Here is a 25,667-nt window from a genome sequence, read left to right on the forward strand (position 1 = left end):
AGCGTTTTAAAATGCAAATGAGGGAGCGAGAAAGAGCGTCTGACTGAAATCATATCTTCCTAAAATGATTAATGTCTGGGCTCCACTTCCTGCTCCCTTAAATATATCTAAGTTCCAATTCACTTAATACATGTATTTTATCTGAAATTTAGATCATTTATATTATTTTGACTAGTCTACCTCTATTAAACATAAACAGAGGTTATAAACAAATACCGTATTTACAGTTTGTCTTTTAGTGTAATTTCACCTGTTAAATTTAAACTTCGTCGTATTTTCCAGTAAGTGTCTCAATAGTAATACCTTCTGGCACATGATAAAACTTAACTTGACTTATTGTACTAGGTATCTCTAATTCAACCATACGCTCGTTTAATTTTTGAATTAAGATTAGGCATTCATTCATTTCACCTTGAACAGTTGTTTCTAATGGCCCCACTCTGTAGGTTAATCCCGAATCATCAATGACTTTAATTGCTTCATCTACGTATGGAATAACATCTTCTCCGTTGGCGGTTTTAGGAATAATCTGAATACTCATCAAAGTATCATTCATGTTATTACAACCCCTTAATTATTTAACTTATTGTTAGTTTATCAAATTATAAGTTAAAGGCATAGTTAAAAGTGAATGAACCTATTAAAGCATTTTAGTCCCTAGTAATCAAAAATCTTCTTCTATCTGTTTCATCATCATCATTTTTGCAATCATACCACCATTAGCAGCTGAATCTAATAATTGACCCGCAAAATTATCTTTAGCTTCACCAGCTACATACAATCCTTCAACAGATGTTTCTCCGTATATATCAGTATCGAATTTACCATCTCCGTCTCGCGTTATACTTAATTGATTTAAGAAATCAAATTGTGTATCCCAATACATCTTTGCAAATGCACCTTCTACCGAAATAATTTGCTCATCGATTAACTCAATACCATCTAAATGTCCATTGTTTCCAATCAATCGTGCAATAGGTTCTGTATAGATATCAATACCTTTGTTATTTAACAATGCTTTGTCTGCTTCAAGAACCTCCTTTTCTCCATTTGTAAACACGACTATTTCTTGTGAAAAGTTACTTAACAATTTGACCATATGAAGCAGCATTTCACCTGAATAAATAACCGCAAGTTTTTTATTACGCATTTCATACCCATCACACCAAGGACAATAAAAGATCGATTGGCCATAAAAGTCATTAAAATTTGTAATATCAGGACTATGTTCTCTTAACCCTGTGGCTAATAACACTTGTCTTGCATTATAAGTCTGGGCTTGTGTTTTAACTATAAATTCCTTATCTATTTTCTCTATTTGTTCTACATGTGCTTCCAAGTAAGTAACATCGTTATAATTAACCACATCTGCTTTAGCTTTTCTCTTAAATTCGGTTGGTTTAACACCATCTTGCGTTAAAAAACCATGCGACAGTTGAGTAACCCTATTACGCGGTTTATCCTCGTCGATTATAAGTGTCCGTTTCATACCTCTACCAAAATTTAATGCAGCACTTAATCCTGCCGGACCTCCACCAATAATAATTACGTCATAATACATTTGATTCGCTCCTTTGCAACTTTTAAAGACTCTTAATATCTATAATTAGTTTAAATTATAAGAACTTAGCTATTAGCCAAGTCCTTTAATGTCTTACCTTCTAAATTGGTAATTAAACTATGCTCTGCTTCGTCCATAATTTGTTTAATTGGGCATTCTTTAGCATGATTAAAACTATCTTCCAATAAGCTTTGCTTGCCATCAATGGTAATAATGACTTCATATATCGAAACGTCTTCCCAACCAGTTTTTAATTGATAGCCACCTTTCGCGCCACTACTAGCTGAGATAATGCCTACCTTTACAAGGCGTGTCAATATTTTCGATAAATATGTCGTTGAGACTTTTAACGCTGTTGCTAAATCTTGCACTGGAATCCTACTTAATTCACCATTACTTTTAATCATATATAAAAGTGCATGTAATGCATAGTCTGTTGCTTTAGAACATTTCATATTTTATCAACTTCCTAATTGTAGATATCGTTAGTCTACAGTAACTCAATTAGTGATAATTTGCAATCACTATTATTGAATGTTCTGTATAGATTTCACGATAGTAGTGGTAAATTCATCCATAAATTGACTCCAATTATGTTGATCTTCACGACTTTCTTTATTATATTTTTGGTTGTCAAAACACATTTTTCTTAATCCAGGAGTTAACTCTAATTGCACGCCTGCACCTGTTTTACAACAATTAATAATATTATCATCATGAGCACCTGAAATATGTTCTGGTGCTTGCTCTACACTTATATACAATTGTTCAAATTGTCTAGTCATTTCATGAATAAGTTTTTGATCTTTTCCTCCGATATAGACAATGTTTTCATCACCTTCACAACCATGAATTGCTACTGCATATGTTTTGTTCTTTATCATTTCCATCAATACAGACTGATCACAATTTCGAGAAGTTACATGTAAATCTTCATTCCCTTTTGATTTAGTACCTTTAAAAGAAAAATAATCATACTCACCTTTTTGCGCAGTTAAATCAGCAATTTCAGTTGTACCTGGTTCGATACCTCCGCCATGTATCGCAGTAATAATTACTTGACTATCTAAGTCACGCGTTACAACTTCCCAGTCCTTATTTTCAATTGTATCCGCTTCTAACTCTGACATTGAATTATACTTATCAGCCATATAAAAACCCCTTCCAAAGTTTCTATATTTGTATTTCCCTCACATCATTCCTATTAACTTAAGATTTTGTAAAGGACAGCTTAATATTTTTAATTATCCATCGCAATACAATTATAATTATTTTGTTTCTTCTACATTGTTTATCGCTTTATTCACAGCTGTCGAAAATACATACATAAACTGTGACCAATTCTGTCTATTTTCTCTATCATTTAAATTATACTTATTATTTTTAAAGTATTGTTTTCTTAATGCCACAGTTAATTCTAGTTGAACACCAGCATTTTTTTGGCCAGCATTAACAAAATTATCCATATGCATACCTGATATATGTGAAGGCGCAGGTTTAACAATGATGTGTACTTTTTCAAGTTGTGATTTTATTTCAGATGCCAGTTCAAAGTCTCTACCACCAATATAAACTTCAGGCACGTCTCCCATACATCCATGCAGGGATACAATGTTATGGTGATCAGACACCATTTGCGCTAGTTTTGGTTCATTAAAATGTCTTGATGTAACATGTAATTCATTATTCTTATTATTTCTTATACCTTTAAAAGAATAAAAACTATGATCACCTTGCTCACTAATTAACTGTGCTATTTCTGTGGTTCCTCGCTCTATCGCCCCACCATGTATTGCAGTTATGAGGGTTGATGATTTCTTACTTACTGTTTGTATTTCCCATTCTCTATGTTCTGTAGTCTTTGCAATCAGTTCAGTCATCGACTTAAATTTATCTACCATAACTATTGCCTCCGTCAATTAATAACACTATAAAATGTTATAGTAATTTCATATTTAAATCAAAGCAAAAAAACGTTGCATTATCGCTAATTGTATTACGGCATATTTGCCTAATCTCATTGATCCATCATGTAACAATTCTATCTCTTAAGGATATTAAGTTTTAGAGCATAGACAAACTTTAGGTGATAGTTCCTCTAAGCTTTGTTCATTTATATTTGTATAGTAATTTTTCAAAATAACTGCGGTCTTTTATCAATTGATTTATCTAACATAATAAATATTTCACTTTTTAATTTATAAATTATAATCTTTTTGTGTAATATTGGCAGTGATTTGGACCATCTCCTACGTGAAACGCATTAGCTGATTACTACGGACTAAGGCAGTACCTGCGGAAAGTGTGCACAAAAAAACTGTCTACAAAGTTAGAGACTTTGTAGACAATCTGTTACTCAACGTAGTTAAGTTTCACTATATATAATTAAACGAATTGTTTTGTTAAGGCCTCAAATTGAGCTTCATCAATATGAAGGTCTTGTTTAGCAAGCGGCGTGCCATTCATTTCTTCAATTTGTGATTCATAAGATGGCGTTTCTGTATCCTGATAAACAATACCTTTAAGCAGTGAATTATATTCTAAAACTTTTTGAGTCGCTTTTTGTTTGTCAGTTGCGTCGAAGTCTTCGATTTCTTCAATACTTGTTAAATTTTCTTTAAACCAGTCATAAGTATTGACTTTATTGTATGTCACACAAGGTGAAAATACATTTACAAATGAAAATCCATCATGATTAATAGCGTCCTCAATCATTTTCGTAAGTCCTTTGATATCACTTGAAAATCCTTGTGCTACAAATGTTGCTCCTGATGAAAGTGCAAGTTCTAATGGCGCAACATTTTGTTCAATATTCCCTTTTGGTGTGGATTTAGTTACAAATCCTTGTGCTGAAGATGGTGATGTCTGTCCTTTGGTCAAACCATAAATTTGATTATCCATTACAATGTAAGTCATATTCATGTTTCTACGTAAAGCATGGATTGTATGCCCCATACCTATCGCATAACCATCACCGTCACCGCCTGAAGCAATTACTGTTAAATCTTTATTGGCCATTTTCACGCCTTGAGCAAGTGGCAATGAACGTCCATGTATACCATGTACACCATAAGAATTTACATACCCTGACAAACGTCCTGAACAACCAATCCCAGTAATAATAGCTACCTCTTCAGGTTCTAATCCAACATTTGCTGCTGCTTTTTGAATCGCTGCTTGAACTGAAAAATCACCACAACCAGGGCACCAATTTGGTTTAACGTTATTTCTAAAGTCTTTAAATGTTGCCATTTATACCAACTCCTTTATTTCTTTAGCAATTTCTAGTCCTTTAGCTTCAATTTCTCTTGGTAAAAATGGTGTACCATCATACTTGGTCTGATTAATTAATTTGTCACCTAAATTTACATTCATTTTTAAAATACTAGCAAGTTGACCTTGATAATTATGTTCCACAACAACAACTTTAGAAGCTTTATCTATTTCTCTTTGTATCGATTCACTAGGGAAAGGATGTAATTGTCTAATTTGAAGATGGTTGACTTTTAGCCCTTCTTCTTCTAATCTAGCTTTCCCTTCTTGAATAGCACCTTTTGTTGAAATAAAGCCTAAATATAAAATATCTGCTACTTCATTTTCTGCAGCTAGCTCAACAGGTTCTTGAATAAGTAAGTGTTCTGTTTTACGCATACGTTTATCCATTTGTTGTTGTCTATTGTCTGCAGCTTCGCTTGTTTTTCCTTCTTCATTATGTTCAACACCAGTTACATGGTGTATCCCACCTTTAACGCCTGGGATAGGTCTTGGTGATACACCACTGTCTGTAAGTGCATAACGTCTAAAGTATGATTTATCATCTTCTTCACGTTCAATATCTGATTGGATAATTTCGCCACGATTGATTTCAATTTTACTATAATCTAACTTTTCAACAGTCTGTTTACCTAATGATAATTGTAAGTCACTTAATACAATGACAGGACATTGGTACATTTCTGCTAAATTAAATGCTTCCATAGTTAAATAAAAGGCATCTTCGGCATCAGTCGGCGCTAATACAATTTTAGGGATATCACCGTGTGTGCCATATATCATCTGCATTAAATCAGATTGTTCTTGTTTTGTAGGTAAACCTGTAGATGGTCCACCACGTTGTGTATTAATAACTACAAATGGTGTTTCTGTCATACCTGACAAGCCAATGGCTTCCATCATTAATGAGAGACCAGGTCCTGCACTCGCTGTGAACGAACGCACACCTGCATAATTTGAACCAATAGCCATATTTGCCGCTGCAATTTCATCTTCCGTTTGAACAACCGTACCGCCAACCTTGGGTAGGTTTTCAATCATATATTCCATGATTTCAGATGCAGGAGTGATTGGATAAGCTGCCATAAATCTAGAACCAGCTGATAAAGCGCCTAGTCCAATTGCATCATTTCCAATCATATATAAGTGAGGTGCACCCTTTGTTTCCTCTAAAACAAAATCACCATCCACAGTAGTTAATTGTTCATGCATTAAACGATAACCTTCATTCAATGCTTCTATGTTCATTTCTACAACTTTGTCACCTTTTTTAGTAAACATATTTGTAATTAGCGTTTCAAAATCTGAAATATCAAAATCCATGATTGCACAAGTCGCACCTACTGCAACCATATTTTTCATTAAAGCAGTACCTAATTCCTTTGCAGTCGCAGTAAAAGGTAAATCTATTAATTGTGCGCGACAATCTTCTGGTTTTTCGGGTTTTGCTTTACTATCCGCAATAATCACACTATCTTCGCGCATTTCTTGATGGTTTAACTCTATTGTTTCTTGATCAAATGCAATTAAGATATCTAAATCATCGCTAATCGCATGTACTGGCGTAGTAGAAACTCTTATTTTATTATTTGTGTGGCCACCTTTAATCCTACTTGAAAAATGACGATATCCGTATAAGTAGTATCCTTTACGATTCATAGCAGTCGCGAAGATTTCTCCAGTAGATTCAATACCTTCGCCTTGTTGTCCGCCCACTTTCCATGATACTTGTGATTTCATATCATCTTGCCTCCTAGTGGTTATAATAATTCATTATTCATCATATCAAAAAACACCACTCTATTACTATGTTAAGAGTGGTATTTTTCAAATTCATACTAATGGACGATACTTTTTAAAAGGGATGATCATCATTAATTAACACACGTTCAATATGTGTTGTTTTCCCTTCTTTATTGATATCAATAATAATGCCGGATAGTACACTTCTGCCTTCGTCTGGCACTACGTGTCTTTGAGGTAAACTTGTTATAAATCGAGTAATTACTTCATCTCTATTAATCCCTAGTATACCATCATAAAAACCCGTCATTCCTACATCTGTGATATAACCTGTACCGCCGGGTAAGATACGTTCATCTGAGGTTTGGATATGGGTATGTGTACCTACAACCGCACTCACTTTACCATCTAAGAACCAACCCATTGCATTTTTTTCTGAAGTAGTCTCAGCATGAAAATCTACAAAAATATAGTCTGTTTCTTTTTGAGCTTCCTTGATCAGCGCATCAGCTTTTTTAAAAGGATCATCAATATCTTGCATAAATGCACGACCTTGCAAATTGATAATTGCTAATTTAATTTCATTGATTTGAATAAATCTCATACCTACTCCTGGCGCTTCTTCTGGGAAGTTCGCTGGCCTTACCATACGATTTGCCGATTCAATAAAATCATAAATTTGACGTTGACCAAAAGTATGATTACCCATTGTCATAAAATCTACACCTTCGCGCAATAGATCTTTATATATCTTTTCAGTTAATCCTTTGCCATGTGCAGCATTTTCCGCATTTACAATAGTAACTGTAGGACGATACGTTTGTTTCAATTTAGGTAAATACGTTGTAATAGCCTCACGACCTACTTTACCTACTATATCTCCGATAAATAATAATCTCATTTACATGTTCATCCTCTCTCTTAATGTTAGTTTAATGCAATTTATTTACGATGAAAAGTATCATTATAAAAATTTCATTAATTTCACTAAGTTTTAATCATAAAATTGGTGGTATAAATTATAGTAGGAATTAAATAATTCAAAATATAGGAGTTGGAAGTAATACATGGCAATTAATATTGACCCACAACATTTTGCTGACTTAGTTGTTACAGCAAATCCATCTAAAAGTGAAGATCCAGATGATATAGCAAAAGAAAGTTTAGAGCTCTATATCCATGCTTATCGTTTAGCCGAAAGATATGCTAATATTTCAACAAACTGTTATGATACAGCTGAAATTATTCAAGAAGTTAAAAATGCTGATTTAGAATTAACTTAGTTTTAGATTAGTCTTTTAGCACAAAACATTTAAAGTTAATTTGGAAATGAATATAAATGATTTTTAACACCTCATACGTACTTTTAGCGTATGAGGTGTTTTCATTTGTTAAGAATTATGTAACTATCAAATCTATATGCTAATTTAAATAAAAAAAACAAACTAAACGATAATTTCGTTTAGTTTGTTTAAAAATTCATTGTTAAATACTTTAAATCTTATTTTGCATATTCAATTGCTCTAGTCTCACGAACAACTGTCACTTTTATATGACCAGGATATTGAAGTTCATCTTCAATTTGGCTCTTAATATCTCTTGCTAAACGATGTGATTTTAAGTCGTCGATAGTATCTGGTGATACGATAACTCGAATTTCTCTACCCGCTTGGATTGCAAATGCTTTCTCAACACCATCATAGCTTTCTGAAAGTGTTTCTAGTCTTTCCAATCTTCTAATATAGTTTTCTAAAGTCTCTTTACGAGCACCTGGTCTTGCTGCTGATAATGCATCGGCAGCTGCCACTAATATAGAAATAATAGAAGTCGGTTCGACATCACCATGGTGAGAATGAATTGCATTAATAACGGTTTCATTCTCAGCATATTTTTTAGCTAATTCAACACCAATTTCAACATGGCTTCCCTCAACCTCGTGATCAATTGCTTTACCAACGTCATGAAGTAGTCCAGCACGTTTAGCCAATGTAACGTCTTCTCCTAGTTCAGCTGCTAACATACCACTAAGGTGTGCAACTTCAATAGAATGTTTCAATACATTTTGTCCATAGCTAGTACGATACTGTAAACGACCTAAGATTTTCACTAAATCTGGATGCATATTATGCACATTTATTTCAAATGTAGCTTGTTCCCCAGCATCTCTAATAATATCGTCTACTTCTTTTCGAGCTTTATCTACCATATCTTCTATACGTCCAGGATGGATACGACCATCTGAAACAAGATTAACTAATGCAGTTCTTGCAATTTCACGTCTAATTGGGTCAAAACCAGAGAGAATTACCGCTTCTGGTGTATCATCTATAATTAAATCAATACCAGTTAACGTTTCTAAAGTTCTAATGTTTCTACCTTCTCTACCAATGATTCGACCTTTCATTTCGTCATTTGGTAAATTAACAACTGATACTGTTGATTCAGATGTATGTTCTGCAGCTAATCTTTGAACAGTAGTTGCTAATAACTCTTTTGCATTTTTATCGACTGCTTCTTTTGCTTCTTTCTCTTTTTCCTTAACAAGTATAGCAATATCTTGTGACAATTCTTCTTCAACTCTTTGAAGTTGCTCCTGTGCAGCTTCTTCTTGAGAGAGACCAGAGATGCGTTCTAATTCTTGTTCATGCTTATTTATTAATGTTTGAACACTACTCTCTTTTGCATCTACTTGTTGTTGTCTTTCTTCAAGTTTAGACTCTTTTTGCTCTAAAATCTCATCCTTTTTATCTAACAGGTCAGATTTTCGCTCTAAGTTTTCTTCTTTTTGTAGAAGTCTTGCTTCTTGCTTTTGAAGATCTGCACGTCTTTCACGAAGCTCATTTTCAGCTTTTTCTCTTATGACTTGGTTTTCTTCTTTAGCTTCTAGAAGCTTTTCCTTCTTGATATTCTCTGCTTCTTTATTACCTTGTTCGATAATATCATCGGCAGTCTGTCTTGCTTGTAATTGCTTTTGATGCAATATATTTCGGGCAACAACGTACCCTACAACAACTCCGAGAATAATACCTAGCAAAATGAGTAGGAGGCTTAACAAATTCACACAAACACCCCCTTTTTATCTAGGATTTTGCTCTGTATATCAAAATTCAATATGATTATATGAAGTTATATAAGAATCATACAATGTAATTGTACGGTTTTAAACTAAGAAGTGTCAAGGTTTGACTACACAATAATTCAATATTTGAGGCATCTCTTTTACACTAAATTTACTTTAATGTTTGCTAGACCTTAATTCATCTTGTTTTTGAAACGAAATCGTTTAACATAATAATTTTATCTTCTTAATATGAACAACATACATAAGGGTGAAATATAATATTTTTTATCCTTAATTATATTATTTTTAAAGTATATCACTTTAAAATACGATAGAAACTATGTCCAAAGAATAATATAGTTTAAATTTTCACCTATATTAAACAAAAAAACAAACTAAACACCTTGTTACGGGTTTAGTTTGTTTGGCTGCTAAATAAAAACAATAATTTAATGCTCCACAATATATTATTGTAACTATTTCACCTATTCTTCTTCGTCAAAAAGTGTCGCTGTATTTTCAGCTTCCGACTCTTCAACATCTCCATCAAATATACCTAATTTTTCTCTTAGTTTTCTATCTATTTCTTCTTTGACAGCAGGGTTTTCTTTGAGGTAAGATTTGACATTTTCTTTACCTTGTCCCATTCTGTCACCATTATAAGAATACCAAGCACCCGACTTATCAACGATTTCGTTTTCAACACCTAAATCGATTAATTCTCCCTCTTTAGAGATGCCTTTACCATACATAATATCAACTTCAGCAACTCTAAATGGTGGTGCGACTTTATTCTTAACAACTTTAATTTTAGTTCTATTACCGACAATATCTTGTCCTTGTTTTAATTGTTCCGCACGGCGTACTTCTAAACGAACAGAACTATAGAATTTCAGTGCACGACCACCTGGAGTAACTTCAGGGTTACCGAACATAACACCGACTTTCTCACGGATTTGGTTAATGAATACTGCAGTCGTATTTGATTTAGATATCGCGCCTGAAAGTTTTCTTAGGGCTTGTGACATCAAACGTGCTTGTAAACCAACGTGTGTATCTCCCATTTCACCTTCAATTTCTGCTTTAGGTGTTAATGCTGCAACAGAGTCAACAACAACTATCTCAACAGCACCACTTCTTACAAATGCTTCTGCAATTTCTAATCCTTGTTCCCCATGGTCAGGCTGTGATAAATATAAGTTTTGAATATCAACACCCAATGCTTCTGCGTAAACTGGGTCTAATGCATGTTCAGCATCAATAAAAGCTGCCACGCCACCATTTCTCTGAACTTCCGCAATGGCATGAAGTGCCACAGTCGTTTTACCAGAACTTTCTGGACCATAAATTTCTACAATTCTACCTTTAGGGTAACCACCTACTCCTAAAGCATTATCTAATGTTACAGAACCACTTGAAACACTTGAAACTTTGCGTGCTTCGTTATCACCCAATTTCATTACCGCGCCTTTACCAAATGATTTCTCCATATTTTTAATTACTGTATCTAAAGCCTTTTGACGATCGTTATCCAATGTTGGACCTCCTATATGAGAATTCTCTCTGAAAAATATCTTAACCATACTATACCTTGATTTAGATTATTCCGCAAGTATTTTGCGAATATTTGTTCGCTAAAGAAAAGCGTTAATCACTCAAAAAGAGAACACACGTGCTATGTTTTTAGCTTTTAGCAAGGCGTTACTAGCTATTTAAATAAATTTAGTAACCTAATTAACACATAATTTTGTGTTCTACTTTTCATTAAATTTCTTTTGCGAGTCATTTTAAATGATTGTATCGTTAAGCTTTCGCCTGTTAAAACACCTAAATATACAATGTCACCTTGACTCAATATCGAAATACCAACTTTTACATTATAAAAATCTCTTATAATTTGCGCTGTTATCGAAAGTTGAGATTCAATTGTATCATGTTCATTTATAAATTGTGAGTGATGTGGTAACATACCTCTCAACATTTCGCTATCATCAAAATTTTTCATTCTAGAATATAATTCGCCGTCAGTCACACCATCATATATAGCAAAGGATTCAATAACTAATGACATAACAGCTTGTTCTAGCAGTATGTCGTCAGAACCATAATAATATTTACCAATGCGATTTAGTATTGTGCTTTTCACAGGTGCGATTAAATCCTTACATGCTTGTTGCGATGCCCCGTTTGCAGTTAATCTTATATTTACTTCATGTGTTCCAGCAAGCGGCGCAATAGTTGGATTTGTTTGTTGATCTATCAAATCCATTAATTCAGTTTCCACCTTTGACTCACCAATTCCGGCAAAACGTAGTAGTTCTGAAAATATAGTTTCCTCCCCATTAAGTAGATAAGGTAATAACTCATGTTTCGCCATTGGTTGCATTTCTTTAGGGGGTCCTGGTAGCAAAGCAATTTTTTTATCTTCGTGATTAACGAGCATACCCGGTGCCATACCGACTTTATTTTCTAAAATATGTGCACCTTCTATCACAAGTGCTTGCTGTCTATTATTTGGCGTCATGTCGATGTCCTGCTCTCTAAAATATGATTCAATATAATTTAGTGCATGTTCATCAATTACTAATTCACGCCCTAATATTTTAGCTACAGTATGTTTGGTTAAGTCATCTTTTGTTGGACCTAAGCCACCCGTTAAAATCACGGTATCATATTGATTAAGGGCTTGATTGACCACTCTTTCTAGACGCTGTGGATTGTCACCAATTACAGAATGCTCTACAACACTATGACCGACACCATTTAATAGTTTTGATAAATATTGGCCATTAGTATTAACAATTTGTCCTAGTAGCAATTCTGACCCTACTGCGATGATTGATATATTCACAAATACTCCTCCTCAAAAACAAAGTCCCCATTATCAAACTTATCATTTTAATGACCTCTGTTTATACAATACATTTTTACTTCCCTTAATTATAAAATGAAAACCACGAAAAAACGAAAAATCTGACTTCATATCATTAAAACATCAAAAAAACTGGAAGCTGTCTTTACTATAAGCACAACTTCCAGTTTATTAATCATTTTTAATTATACTTTAAAAACATCTTTACCTTTATAAAAATATTCTATGCCTGATAAAATCGTAAAGAACACACCAATATACAACAATACTTGTCCTATTGGGAAACCAACCCATGTAACTAACGGATCACCAAATAGTATCCAAATGATTGCTACCATTGTAACTGCAGTTTTAATCTTACCTAATTGACCAGCAGCGCTTACAAAGCCTTGTTCAATTTGCAATAAACGTAAACCAGTAACAGCAAATTCACGTGCTATGATAATAATAGCAACTACTGAATTTGTTAGGCCTAATTGAACTAAAGCAATTAATGCACTGGAAACTAATAATTTGTCTGCAAGTGGGTCTAAAAATTTCCCCATATTAGTAACAAGTCCCCACTTCCTTGCTAAATAACCATCTAAGAAATCACTAAGGGATGCAACAATAAAGATAACACCACTTATTAATAATTCAATTTTAATTTCATATCCACCGATAAATGAAACGTTACCAAATCCAAAATCTACTAATGCAAAAACAAGAAATATTGGAATTAGTATAACTCTAAACACAGTTATCCAATTCGGTATATTCATACAAAGTCCTCTTTTCTATTTATAACTTATAGCTTACATTTGTTTGCCACTTTAAAATATCAATACTGAAAATACCCACAATAATGCTGTGATAATAATCACTAAACTAATCACAACACCAACTTGTAAAGGTTCTTTATTTTTACTGCGGTATGTTGGTTTGTCATCATTAGCGAAGGCTGCAATTGTTTGATGTATCGCTTCATCATTATTGGGAATTTCTTCTCTGTGCGCATTAATCAACTGCACTGAATCAATATTCACTGCTTTAGCATATTTTCTAATAAAACCTTCCGCATACTCAGCTTTTTTTAATGATTCGAAATCATTATTTTCAATCATCACTAATGTTTGCCGTTTAATTTGTGTACGCGATTCTAATTCGTTTAATGTCATACCTAAACGTTCTCGTCGTCCTTTTAAAGTCTGACCAACTAAGCTCACGATATCAGCCCTCCTCAATCAACAATCTTTATTATTCAAAGAAACCAAATCCGCCACCAAATGGATCATTACCAAAATCCAAATTGTTTTTACTCTTAACTGTTTGTTTTTTCATTTCTTCATAATGAATTTCTTGATTTTTATTTTCTCTTAATTCGATAATATAATCAAAATCACTCATCTTATAGTCGCTTGCTTCAACAAATAAGTCAGGGTGTTCAACTACTTTAATCGCAGGAAGACTCATAACTTCTTTCACTAATTCCTGGTGTTTTTGGCTAGATTCTCTTGCTGTAACAGCACCATCAATGATATAGACATGATCTGAATCATATTCACCTTTAATTAATGAACTACGCACAGTCTGTTTAATAAGTGTAGAACTAATAAATAACCAACGTTTATGTGCACAGACACTTCCTGCTACAATCGATTCAGTTTTACCAACTCTAGGCATTCCACGAATACCAATCAATTTATGACCTTTTTCTTTGAACAATTCTGCCATAAAATCAACTAGTAAACCTAAATCTTCTCTTTCAAAACGAAATGTCTTTTTATCATCAGCATCTTGCTCTATGTATCTACCATGTCTAACTGCCAAGCGATCTCTTAACTCTGGCTTTCTTAACTTAGTAATAGAAATATCATCTATTTCGGTTACAATATTTTCGAAACGACTTACTTTTTCTAGACTATCAGATTTAATTAATAGACCTCTACGACCTTCATCAATACCATTGATTGTTACTATACTAATCCCCATCATACCTAACAAACTTGATATATCACCTAGAAGCCCCGCTCGGTTCATTGTTATCTCATACTCTAGATACCATTCTTTTTTAGTAGCAACTGTCATGAAATAAGCACCCCTTTATTTAGAAACCACGCACAAATCATTTATACGTGAACATATAACCATTTATTGTAATGACATTATATCATTGAATGTTTCATAGTTGGTTTATTTTTTGTACATTATTTAAAAATCTATACGTACCATCCACCATTAACTTTCTGGATCGTTCCGGTGATGCTTCTTGCCATTGGATGACACAAATAACTGCAAGTATGTGCAATCTCAATAGGATCAATAAGCCTTTGCTGTGGCAATTCTTCAGTAATTGCCTGTAATTCTTCTTCCGACCATACTCGAGCCATATTTCCACTGACAAATCCAGGAGCAATCGCATTTACAGTCACTGTTGTCATGGCTAGCTCTTGGCTTAAAGCTTTTACAAACGCAATTTGAGCACCTTTCATTGCAGAGTAAATACTCTCCATGCTTGCACCAGTTTCTCCCCAAATAGATGATATGACAACAATACGACCATGACTGCTTTGTCGCAATTGATCTACGAAAAACCTACAAATCCTAATTAGTTGGCGGACATGCATTTGATAACAATCGTCTATTTCTTTATCAGTCACATCTTGTAATTGACCATATAAAGCCGTCCCACTTGCATATACCAAACAATCCAGTTTTGTAATCCAAGAAAAATGTGCTTGTAAATCAATGTCTTGATTTAAATCACATTGTAAAAATTCAACTGGTTTTCCAATATAATCACTTTGAAGTGTTTCAATATTCGTATTATTATAATGTACAATTACTTCAAAACCATCTGATACTAATCTGTTAACAATTGCTTTTCCTATCGTTCCGGAACCACCTATAACTAATGCTTTCACTATTATTTCATCTCCAAGCGACTATCTACTACTTGTGTTAAATTCAAACATGTTTGTGCTGTATCATTCACACTTTCTAATGTGATACTTTCAACAATATCTAATAAGTCGAACAAACTTACGCCTTCAAAATATAATTTTGTATATTGGTTCGCAATGTATTCCGGTGAGTTCAACCCTGAAATAAATTCTCCAATAAACTGTTTCTTCAACAGACTAAAGGCTTCTAAATCATCAAGTTTCCCTAAATTATTTTTAATTTCATTTAATAATAGCGTTTTCAATTTATCTGGATATTGCGTCGCACTTGTTATAACTGAAAAACTATATGTAGGTTCTAATAAAAATTGATATCCAAAAGTTTCGTCTATTAATTCATCATTGAGAAGTGACTGATAAAAATCTGTTTCTTCGCCAAATATCAATTCATAGAATAAAGTCATTTCTAAATCACGTTTAACAAAAGCTTCATTAGGCTCGTCAGATAATGGTTCGTTTTTAAAACCTAACATTAATCTTGGTGATTGTAATTTCATCGTTTCCGAAATGTTTGGTTCTTTCACTGAAGCTTGTTCAATCAACGGGTCTCTTACAATTTGCGGCTGTGCTTCTTTATCACGTTGATTCTCATGTTCTTTAATGACATGATATATATGGTCCACATCCACATCACCAACGACAAACAATACCATATTCGAAGGATGATAAAATGTTTCATAACAGAGATATAAATCGTCTTTAGTTATTTCATAAATGCTTTCAACACTACCAGCAATATCAACACGTATTGGGTGTGTATCATACATAGCTCTTAAAGTATTAAACATTAGCTTATAGGCTGGTTGTTCTTGGTACATCTTGATTTCTTCAGCAATGATACCTTTTTCTTTATCTACTGTTTCTTTAGTGAAATAAGGTGTTTCTACCATAGTTAACAACCGTTTGATGTTACGTTCTATATTATCAGTTGCACTAAACAAATAGCTTGTTCTATCAAAACTAGTAAAAGCATTGACCTGTGCATTGTCTTCAGCAAATGCTGTAAACAAATCTTCTTCGTCGTCACCATTTTCAAATAACTTATGTTCTAAAAAGTGTGCCACTCCATCAGGAACCGTAACAAAATCATCACTACCATGTGGTTTGAATTTATTATCTAACGACCCAAATTTCGTCGTATAAGTCACAAAGGTTTTCTGAAATCCTTTTTTAGGAATTATGAATAATTTTAGACCATTTTTTAATTCAGTTTCAAATACTCTTTCGTCTATTTGATTATAGTAGGTTTCATTCATTAGTCATCGCCTCCTTTTGTCAAAATATAAATTGTATCTAATGTAGTTGCCTGTGCTAGCTGTTGGATATCTGATTTATTAACGTTTTGAATCCCCGAAATATAACTTTCTTCCGACATCGGTTCATCTAATAATATATTGTTATTCATAATTTCTATAATACTTTTAGCTCTATCATGAGATTCTTGTCTTTGAGATAGTATCACTTTTTTGGCAAGTGCAATTTTCTCTTCTTCAAAATCACCTTGTTGGAATTTCTCAAATTCAGACACAATCGTCTCTTTAGCAACTTCATATTTATCAGTTGAAACACCGCTTAATACAAATAAAAAACCATTTTTTGCGTCTATTTGGGAATGGATAGAATATGCTAAACTTTGCTTTTCTCGTACTTCATTAAATAATACAGAAGATGGGTCGCCACCAAACATAACATTAAACACAATCATCGCAAAATACTCTGGATCTCCGTATTTTGCTGGTAATTTAAAGCCCATATTTAATTTAGCTTGATCGACATCGTCTGTTTCTACAATAACTTGAGGTGTATTATGGTCTTGTCCTACTGGATTAAACTGTGATAATTCAAAAGAGAATGGATTAATATTAAAATATGTTTGAATTTGGGATTTCACCTGTTGTTCATCTACGTTGCCTACCACATATACTGCACAGTAGTCATTTTCCAACATAGATTGATATGTATGATATAGATTTTCTGATGTAATGTCAGCTATGTATTCAACTTGCCCAGTTGCTAAATGTCGATATGGTTGTTCTCCAAACATATATTTCAATAAGTTTAAAAATGAAATTTGTGATTTGTTGTCGATCATAGCATTTAATTTTTTAGATAATAATGATTTTTCTTGAGCAACAAATGTTTCATCAAATTTATTATCTGATATTAAAGGATTGTATATCATTTCTTTAAGCAATTCTAAGCCTTTCTCAAAAAGCGGTGTTTGATCTTTTAAATAACGTTCATTTACTAATTCTAAAGATATGGTAATAACATGCTTATCTTTAAATTTGGAAACAAAACTATTAACATACGCCCCATACAAATGAGATAAGTGTCGATTAAAATCCTTGTCTGACGGCCATTGTTTTGTAGCACGTACTAAAACCTTACTTAAAATAGATCGCGCAGTCATTGTTTCACTGTCTAACGGTGCCATAAATTTAAGCGTAATCGTTGTGGTTTTAAATTTTGTTGTCGGCAATACTTTAACATGTAAATCTTTCTGTGAATTTTCTATTTTCAAATTGTCATACCTCACTTTCATAAATTTATTATTATAATTTATTTTTAACCGTTTTAAACGTAACTAAACTACTTTTGAAATAATTAAATGAATATAATATTGGTTGATCATCTGTATCGTAATGCACTAATTTTAATAACATGAGTCCTTCGTGTGGTGAAGCTCCTAAGATATCAGAGATATGTGGTTCATAACTAATCGCTTCCATTTCAGTATCTGCATATGCAACCTTTTTATTAGTATAAGCTTCTATTGCACCTAAAAGTGACTCATCACTACTTTGATATTGTGCACAAGTTAGATAATTTGCAGGCACTTTATCTAAACAATAAACGACTGGTTTTCTATCTGCAGTTCTTAAACGTTCTATAATTGTTACAGGCGCCTTGTCTGTAATATTTAATCTTTTAGAATCTAAAGAGGTCGCTGGTTTTTCATCAAAACTAATATATTCTGTCCCCGGCGTGTAACCTTGATCTTTAATCATTCTACTAATACTCACAACTTCTCCTAATGGGTAATAGAATGGGTGCAGTGATTTAACACGTGCACCTTCTTCTAAATTATTGGATAATACTTGTTCAGTAATTAGTTCATCTACTGCATCATAAACGTCATCTGTTTTAACGTTTAAGGTTCTTGCTATGGCTAAATTACTCGGTAGTGGCTCCCCATGTTGTAATTTGCCTTCCTTAATTTGTTGAATCATCCATTCTTTTACTTTATAAACTGAAGTTAGTTCCATATTTACACCTCATCACTATCAATATCCACTAAAATTTGTCTAGGTTTACTACCTTTTTGTGGTCCAATAACTTGATTACGTTCTAAATCGTCCATTAATCTTGAAGCTCGGTTATAACCAATTCTGAATTGTCTTTGTAATAAAGAAGTACTCGCTTTTTGTTGTTCTAACACAAACAAATATGCTTCATCATAAAGTGCATCTTCACTTTTCATTTCTGATTTATCAACTGGTGCATCTGGTTCCATTTCTTTTACATAATTGGCTTTTTGCTGTTCTACGACATAATCAACAACATCTTGTACTTCTTGGTCACTTAAAAAGGCGCCTTGTACACGTGTTCTAGTAGAGCCACCGTTAGCAACATATAGCATGTCACCTTTACCTAATAATTTATCGGCACCAGCGCTATCAATAATCGTACGAGAGTCGATTTGCGAACTTACTGCAAAAGCTATTCTAGATGGTATATTATTTTTAATCAAACCAGTAATTACATCTACAGAAGGTCTTTGCGTTGCAATAATTAAATGAATGCCGGCTGCACGTGCCATTTGCGTAATACGTTGAATAGCATTTTCTACCTCTTTACCAGCAACCATCATTAAGTCTGCCAATTCATCGACAATAACAACAATATATGGTAATTCTGATTGTTTTTCTTCTAATTCAGCATTTTGACGTCTAATTGCCTCATTATAACCTTCTATATTCCTAGTCGAAGAGTGTTGGAATAAATCATAACGACGTTCCATTTCAGCAACTACTTTTTCTAGTGCTTGTGATGCTTTGTGAGGATTAGTCACCACTGGTATCAGTAAATGTGGAATGCCATTGTATATGTTCAATTCTACCATTTTTGGGTCAATTAACATAAGTTTTACCTCATGTGGTTTAGCATTAAGTAAAATGCTTGTAATTATGCCGTTGATACAAACAGACTTACCACTTCCTGTTGAACCAGCAACAAGCATATGTGGCATTTTGTTTAATTCGACTGTAATAGGATCACCTGATATATCTCTACCTAAGCCTACTTCTAATTTATTTTTAGCAGGGAATTTTTCATCTAAAACTTCTTTTAATGAAACAAGAGAAATCTTATCATTAGGAACCTCAATACCAACAGCAGAGCGACCAGGGATTGGCGCTTCTATGCGAATATCTTTGGCTGCAAGTGCAAGTGCAATATCATTATGCAAGTTAACAATTTTACTAACTTTAACCCCTTGTGCTGGTTGAATTTCATATTGGGTTACTGCGGGTCCTATTTTTATCTGCGTAACTTTTGCATCGACACCAAAATTCTTAAGCGTCGTTTCCAATAGTTGTCCTTTTCTCTGAACTTCTGCTTTAGAAGTCGCTTTTTGTTTTGCTGGTTGCTTTAGCAAAGTGAGAGGAGGTAGAGTATATGCTTCATTTTCCACTTCTCCTGCTTCAGATATTGAATTAATCGCTTCACCTTGTTCACTTTGTTCGAGTTCCATGTCATCTATTTGTTGATCGAGTGATGACTGATTTAAGTTAGCGTTTTGTTGTGTTGCTGTTTGATCTAGCTGTCCTTCTTGATCAAACATGCGCTTAGTACGTTTACCCATAGACTTTTCTGTGGTTTGCTTGTGGTCATCTTCACTATCACTATGTCCATATATAGGAATAGATAATTGCTGCTCAGATTTTGAACTAGGAATTTCTTTTAAATCGCTAACATCTGTAATATTATCATCCGATTGTTGCGCTTCAGATCTTGCTTGTTGTTCCGCTTTTTTCTCAGCCTTAACACGCGCTTTGGCTTCTTTTTTCACTTTATTCTGCTTACGACGTTCTTGATAATTTTCCGAAGCATCCTTACCTTTAACTTTCAGCTTTTCAAATAATAACTTAGATACGTCACGATGTTTTTGCTTAAGTAATAAAATGATACTTGAAGCGATTAGTAGTATTGTCACTATGATGATACCCACAATAGATATAAGCGGTATAAACAGTGCTAATAGGTAATGACCTATTAAACCACCACCAAATACTGGAAAATTAGAATGCTCATAAGATTTATATACAAAAGATAAAACTGGTTCACGTTGGGCCTGAACTTTATGTGTAAAGTAAAAGATAATATGAGTAACTAATAGCAAGGCTACTTGTAATACAAATGCGCCAACCGTACGTCTTGTTTTAGGTAGTGCTTTATAATATGTAATAAAAACTGTACCTATTAAAATAAGAATGTAAGTTAAGAATCTACTTGTACCAAATAAATAATTAAAGAAACTATCTATCATAGTTCCAATAATACCAAGTTGAAAGGCACCTAACGTCACTATTACAAATATAGCGATTGCCACAATATACCTTAATGGGCTATCTCCTTGTTTTTTCTTATTGTTAGTAGTTTTTTTTCTTGTATTAGTAGGTTTTCTTTTTGTTGTTTGTCTCTTTTTTGTTTGTGCCAAATTTACCACCTTCTTTTTCAACTGTGCTCAAAATCAGTTTATATATATTCACACACTACTGTATAAAATAAATTATTTCATATTGGCAATAATAATAATTTTATCAGTTAAATATATATAAATTTATGTATGATTAATATTTAATCCTTCCATCTATAATAACATAAAAGAGGTAAGACATTTAACGCCTATAGCCATTTCAAAGGTCGCGTGAATGTCATTTCACTTCAAAACATTCAACCGCATTTTACCTTTCAAAATATTTACCTAAGCGCTTGTCTTAACCTCTTTGTTTAGTACAGAAATTATTAAATTTCAGAAATTACTGGAATAATCATTGGACGACGTTTTGTATTTTCAAATAAAAGTTTGCTAATTTGATCGCGCATGTTTTGCTTGATTTCAGACCATTCGATACGTTTCTCTTGTAAACCTAGTTCAACGATTTCACGAACTTTTTCTTCAGCTTCATTTAATAAGGCTTCACTTTCCCTTACATATACGAAACCTCTAGATTGAATTTCTGGACCAGCAGCGATTCGTCTGTTTTTAGGATCGAGTGTTACAACTGCGATAAAGATACCATCTTCTGCTAACAGGTGACGATCTCTTAGTACGATATTGCCGACATCACCGACACCGATACCATCAATTAGGACATTACCTGAGTGAACTTTTTCATTTAAAATCATTTCTTCCCCATCGTAATTAACTACGTCGCCTTTTTCAACAAGAAAGATTTTTTCAGGTTGCACGCCTGCTTCGTTTGCTAATTTAGCGTGTGCAATCTGCATTTTAAATTCACCGTTAACCGGAATAAAGTACTGAGGTTTCATTATATTAATCATCATCTTCAATTCTTCCATGCAACCATGGCTTGAAGTGTGAATCTTTTTACTATTTGGAATAATCTCTGCACCAGCTCGTACTAATTCATTAAGCGTATTTCCGACAATAACTTCCATATTAGCAGAAGCAGTAATAGCTAAAAATACAGAATCTCCTGGTTCAATATTCATTATTTTGTGCTTTTTCTGAGCCATTTGGCTTAAAGCTTCTACAGGTTCACCTTGCATACCAGTAGCAATAATAATAACTTCATTTTTAGGATAATTTTCAACTTCATTAATTGGAATTAATAAGTCTTTTGAGATATCGAAGTACCCCATTTTTCTAGCCGTATTGAAAGAGCTCTCCAATGAACGACCTAGGAATGATACTTTTCTATTTAATCTTTGTGCAAGGTTTAAAACTTGTTGAATACGAATAAAATTAGATGCGTAGCAAGACACAATCAATCGACCTTTCACTTTTGTAAAGGCATCATACATGTGTGATTCAATTACATTTTCAGGTGTATTGTATCCAGGTTTTTCTGCTTCAGTAGAATCACTGATTAATGCAAACACACCCGCTTCACCAATTTCAGTCATTTTCTTTAAGTCTGGTGCATAATGTCCTTGTAAACTTTGGTCAAATTTAAATTCACCTGTATATACAATCGCACCGTATGAAGTATGAATGCATACACCTAAACTATCTGGAATACTATGTGTTGTATCAAAGAATGTTACATTAACACCTTTGAAACGCATGATAGATTCGTTATTAACTGTATAATATCTTACTTTTTTATTAATATTACGCGCTTTCATATTCTCTTTAATTAAAGCAATAGTAAGTTTTGATCCATAAACTGGCGCATCAACTTGTTCTAATACATACGTAACAGCACCAATTGCATGTTCGTGTCCATGTGTTAAAAAGATCCCTTTTAATTTATCTTTGTTCTCAATAACGTATTGAATGTCTGGTATAACAATATCTACACCTAACATCTCATCTTCTGGGAACATTAAGCCAGCGTCAAGCATGAACATTTCGTCATCTACTTCGACGATATACATATTTTTCGCTATTTCTCCAACTCCGCCGAGTGGAATGATGCGAATATTTTTATTATTTTTCTTTATTAAACTCAAAATGTTACCTCCTATTTAAATTCCCGTCCATATATAAACTCATAATTTATTATAAGTTAAAATAGGCTTTATGTACACTATTAAAGTAATAACTGATACACCTTAAAAACTTATAAATGTATGAACAATTCAATTAACTTAAATTGTTCATACAGAAAAATAAGTTTAAATTTCATAATAGTAATAAATATTTATTATAAACCATATATTGTATGGCAATAATTTCATAATATTGTGATTTTATGTATAAATTTATGTTAAAGATGTAATCATAGCCTTTTATATAATAAAAAAGAAACTAGTTTATACTGATTTTAAGCATGCTTTTACAATAGAATTAACGGCATTCTACTATAAAAGCACAAATCAATGACTAGCCTCTAATTAAAAATTCAATGCATATTAGATTTTGATTTTACAACAAGACTTTATGTGATGCATTAACGCGTCCTTGTTTATCAATTTCAGTTACTTTTATTTTAAATGTGTCTCCAACTTTCAACACATCTTCTACTTTTTCAATGCGTTCATTAGCAATTTGTGAAATGTGAACAAGCGCATCTTTGCCTGGGAACAATTCAACGAAAGCGCCGTATTTCTCAATACGTTTTACTTTTCCTTCGTATACTTGGCCAACTTCTGCTTCACGCGTGATATCTTCTATAATATTACGCGCGCGATCAATCGCGTCTTTATCAACTGCACCAATGAATATTGTACCATCTTGTTCAATGTCTAATTTAACACCGGTTTCATCAATAATTTCATTGATTTTTTTACCGCCAGGTCCAATTACGTCTCTAATTTTCTCTGGTTTAATTGTCATAGTTACTACTTTTGGCGCAAATGCACTTAATTCGTTACGTGGTGTATCGATTGTTTGTAACATATGATCTAGAATTGCAAGACGACCTACGCGTGCTTGCTCTAAAGCTTCTTTAATAATTTCTTTTGTTAAACCATCAATTTTGATATCCATTTGAATAGCAGTAATACCTTCAGAAGTTCCGGCAACTTTAAAATCCATATCCCCTAATGCATCTTCCATACCTTGAATGTCAGTTAAGATTGTATAACTATCATCGCGTGTTACTAAGCCCATCGCAATACCTGCTACTGGCGCTTTAATTGGTACACCTGCATCCATTAATGCTAACGTAGAACCACAAATTGACGCTTGTGATGAAGAACCATTTGATTCTAAAACTTCACTTACAATTCTCACAGTGTAAGGGAAATCTTTTACATCAGGAATAATATGACTTAATGCACGTTCACCTAGCGCACCATGTCCAATTTCACGACGTCCTGGAGAACGTACTGGTCCCGTTTCACCTACTGAATAGTTAGGGAAATTATAATGATGCATAAAGCGTTTTTGCTCTTCTTCGCCTAAACCATCCAAAATTTGATATTCACTCATAGAGCCCAACGTTAATACTGAAAGTGCTTGTGTTTGTCCGCGCGTAAATAAGCCCGAACCATGTGCTCTCGGCAACACACCAACTTCAGATTCTAGCGGGCGAATTTCATCCGTCTTACGACCATCTGGTCTGATTTTTTCATCTGCAATTAATCTTCTTACTTCTTCTTTAACTAAATCATTCAAAATGTTATTAACTTCTTTAATTAAAGCTTCATTGTCAGCATCAGTTTCATCGATAAATTCAGCTGCCACTTTTTCTTTTAAATTATCTAAGTTAATATCACGTTGTTGTTTATCAAAAGTTAAAACCGCATCTTTCAAACCATTCGCTTCAGTCAATTGAGTAACTTTTTCTACAAGTGATTCATCTTTTTCAACAGGAACAAACACTTTCTTCTCTGGTTGAATATGATCTACAATTTCTTGTTGGAAATTAACTAAACGTTGAATTTCACTATGTCCGAAGAAAATGGCATCTAACATTTCACTTTCGGTTATCTCACTCGCACCAGCTTCAACCATGTTTACAGCGTCTTTATGACCAGCAACTTCTAAGTCTAAACGTGATACTTCTTTTTGTGCAACTGTTGGATTGATAATGTACTCTCCATCAATATAACCAACATTCACACCAGCAATTGGTCCTTGGAATGGAATGTCTGAAACACTTAATGCCATTGATGAACCTATCATTGCTGCCATTTCAGGCGAACAATCAGGGTCTGCGCTTAATACAGTATTCATGATTTGAACGTCATATTTATAACCTTTAGGGAATAATGGACGAATTGGTCTATCGATTAAACGTGCAGTTAACGTCGCTTCATCACTTGGGCGACCTTCACGTTTCTTGAATCCTCCTGGAATTTTACCAGCAGCATACATTTTTTCTTCATAATTAACCATTAGTGGGAAGAAGTCACCATCACGCGGTTCTTTTGAAGCTACCGCAGTTGATAAGACAACTGTATCACCATAACGAACGAGTACAGCACCATTGGCTTGTTTAGCAAGTTGACCAGTTTCAATCGTCAATGATCTGTTTGCCCATTCAGTTTTAAAAACTTTTTTCTCTTGAGACATTA

The 25,667-nt window shown here is 33.5% G+C and carries 22 protein-coding genes; 1 reads left to right on the top strand and 21 read right to left on the bottom strand.

All coding sequences use genetic code 11. From position 1 onward, the window contains the following. Positions 1-259: 259 nt before the first annotated feature. The 8 genes from LG295_RS08200 to LG295_RS08235 form a co-directional block, all read right to left on the bottom strand. Positions 260-556, bottom strand: coding sequence for an MTH1187 family thiamine-binding protein (locus LG295_RS08200; protein ID WP_107530919.1), 297 nt, complete (start codon positions 554-556; stop codon positions 260-262). 108 nt (positions 557-664) lie between these two features. After that, complete coding sequence (locus LG295_RS08205; RefSeq protein ID WP_318832922.1) at positions 665-1,561, bottom strand: NAD(P)/FAD-dependent oxidoreductase; 897 nt, start codon at positions 1,559-1,561, stop codon at positions 665-667. A gap of 65 nt (positions 1,562-1,626) precedes the next feature. Continuing rightward, the gene (locus LG295_RS08210) at positions 1,627-2,016 is read right to left on the bottom strand and encodes an Rrf2 family transcriptional regulator (protein WP_318832923.1); all 390 of its coding nucleotides are present in this window, start codon (positions 2,014-2,016) and stop codon (positions 1,627-1,629) included. Positions 2,017-2,088: 72 nt separating this feature from the next. Next, the gene (locus LG295_RS08215) at positions 2,089-2,712 is read right to left on the bottom strand and encodes a poly-gamma-glutamate hydrolase family protein (RefSeq protein ID WP_404475640.1); all 624 of its coding nucleotides are present in this window, start codon (positions 2,710-2,712) and stop codon (positions 2,089-2,091) included. 117 nt (positions 2,713-2,829) lie between these two features. Then, positions 2,830-3,462, bottom strand: a complete 633-nt coding sequence (locus LG295_RS08220) for a poly-gamma-glutamate hydrolase family protein (protein ID WP_318832924.1) — start codon at positions 3,460-3,462, stop codon at positions 2,830-2,832. Between the two features lie 484 nt (positions 3,463-3,946). Further along, entirely contained in the window at positions 3,947-4,813 is an 867-nt protein-coding gene (locus tag LG295_RS08225) for a 2-oxoacid:ferredoxin oxidoreductase subunit beta (RefSeq protein ID WP_107530924.1), read from the bottom strand. After that, positions 4,814-6,574, bottom strand: a complete 1,761-nt coding sequence (locus tag LG295_RS08230) for a 2-oxoacid:acceptor oxidoreductase subunit alpha (RefSeq protein WP_318832925.1) — start codon at positions 6,572-6,574, stop codon at positions 4,814-4,816. It lies immediately after the preceding gene. A 115-nt stretch (positions 6,575-6,689) separates the two neighbouring features. Continuing rightward, positions 6,690-7,478 carry a TIGR00282 family metallophosphoesterase gene (locus LG295_RS08235; protein ID WP_107530926.1) on the bottom strand — a complete coding sequence of 263 codons (789 nt, stop codon included), beginning with the start codon at positions 7,476-7,478 and terminating at the stop codon, positions 6,690-6,692. 166 nt (positions 7,479-7,644) lie between these two features. Between LG295_RS08235 and LG295_RS08240 the strand changes: the two genes are divergently transcribed. Next, the gene (locus tag LG295_RS08240; RefSeq protein WP_107530927.1) at positions 7,645-7,860 is read left to right on the top strand and encodes a hypothetical protein; all 216 of its coding nucleotides are present in this window, start codon (positions 7,645-7,647) and stop codon (positions 7,858-7,860) included. A 218-nt stretch (positions 7,861-8,078) separates the two neighbouring features. Here the strand turns inward: LG295_RS08240 and rny are convergent, their stop codons facing one another. The 13 genes from rny to pnp all read right to left on the bottom strand — a co-directional run bounded on the left by rny (position 8,079) and on the right by pnp (position 25,665). Continuing rightward, entirely contained in the window at positions 8,079-9,638 is a 1,560-nt protein-coding gene (gene rny / locus LG295_RS08245; protein ID WP_017724323.1) for a ribonuclease Y, read from the bottom strand. A gap of 485 nt (positions 9,639-10,123) precedes the next feature. Further along, positions 10,124-11,173, bottom strand: coding sequence for a recombinase RecA (recA, locus tag LG295_RS08250; RefSeq protein ID WP_107531839.1), 1,050 nt, complete (start codon positions 11,171-11,173; stop codon positions 10,124-10,126). Positions 11,174-11,346: 173 nt separating this feature from the next. Continuing rightward, entirely contained in the window at positions 11,347-12,489 is a 1,143-nt protein-coding gene (locus tag LG295_RS08255; RefSeq protein ID WP_107558232.1) for a CinA family nicotinamide mononucleotide deamidase-related protein, read from the bottom strand. A 206-nt stretch (positions 12,490-12,695) separates the two neighbouring features. Further along, on the bottom strand, positions 12,696-13,271 hold the full coding sequence (gene pgsA / locus LG295_RS08260) for a CDP-diacylglycerol--glycerol-3-phosphate 3-phosphatidyltransferase (RefSeq protein ID WP_107531837.1): 576 nt from the start codon (positions 13,269-13,271) through the stop codon (positions 12,696-12,698). A gap of 51 nt (positions 13,272-13,322) precedes the next feature. Next, positions 13,323-13,715 carry a RodZ family helix-turn-helix domain-containing protein gene (locus LG295_RS08265; protein ID WP_107531836.1) on the bottom strand — a complete coding sequence of 131 codons (393 nt, stop codon included), beginning with the start codon at positions 13,713-13,715 and terminating at the stop codon, positions 13,323-13,325. 31 nt (positions 13,716-13,746) lie between these two features. Beyond that, positions 13,747-14,577, bottom strand: coding sequence for a YmfK family protein (locus LG295_RS08270; RefSeq protein ID WP_017724318.1), 831 nt, complete (start codon positions 14,575-14,577; stop codon positions 13,747-13,749). Positions 14,578-14,708: 131 nt separating this feature from the next. Beyond that, positions 14,709-15,413 (bottom strand): elongation factor P 5-aminopentanone reductase, encoded by a 705-nt coding sequence (ymfI, locus tag LG295_RS08275; RefSeq protein ID WP_107558233.1) that lies wholly within the window; start codon positions 15,411-15,413, stop codon positions 14,709-14,711. A gap of 2 nt (positions 15,414-15,415) precedes the next feature. After that, positions 15,416-16,708 (bottom strand): EF-P 5-aminopentanol modification-associated protein YfmH, encoded by a 1,293-nt coding sequence (gene yfmH / locus LG295_RS08280; protein WP_107558234.1) that lies wholly within the window; start codon positions 16,706-16,708, stop codon positions 15,416-15,418. Continuing rightward, on the bottom strand, positions 16,708-17,997 hold the full coding sequence (gene yfmF / locus LG295_RS08285) for an EF-P 5-aminopentanol modification-associated protein YfmF (protein ID WP_107531840.1): 1,290 nt from the start codon (positions 17,995-17,997) through the stop codon (positions 16,708-16,710). Before yfmF ends, yfmH begins: the two co-directional genes overlap by 1 nt. 10 nt (positions 17,998-18,007) lie before the next feature. Further along, positions 18,008-18,721: a GntR family transcriptional regulator gene (locus tag LG295_RS08290; protein WP_107558634.1), complete on the bottom strand. Its 714-nt coding sequence runs from the start codon at positions 18,719-18,721 to the stop codon at positions 18,008-18,010. A gap of 2 nt (positions 18,722-18,723) precedes the next feature. Continuing rightward, complete coding sequence (locus tag LG295_RS08295; RefSeq protein WP_318832926.1) at positions 18,724-21,174, bottom strand: DNA translocase FtsK; 2,451 nt, start codon at positions 21,172-21,174, stop codon at positions 18,724-18,726. 308 nt (positions 21,175-21,482) lie between these two features. Continuing rightward, the gene (gene rnjB, locus LG295_RS08300; RefSeq protein ID WP_017724312.1) at positions 21,483-23,156 is read right to left on the bottom strand and encodes a ribonuclease J2; all 1,674 of its coding nucleotides are present in this window, start codon (positions 23,154-23,156) and stop codon (positions 21,483-21,485) included. Positions 23,157-23,571: 415 nt separating this feature from the next. Continuing rightward, positions 23,572-25,665 (bottom strand): polyribonucleotide nucleotidyltransferase, encoded by a 2,094-nt coding sequence (gene pnp / locus LG295_RS08305; RefSeq protein WP_107531818.1) that lies wholly within the window; start codon positions 25,663-25,665, stop codon positions 23,572-23,574. Positions 25,666-25,667 lie beyond the last annotated feature (2 nt).

The organism is Staphylococcus pseudoxylosus, assembly GCF_044794325.1.
Lineage (GTDB): Bacteria > Bacillota > Bacilli > Staphylococcales > Staphylococcaceae > Staphylococcus > Staphylococcus pseudoxylosus.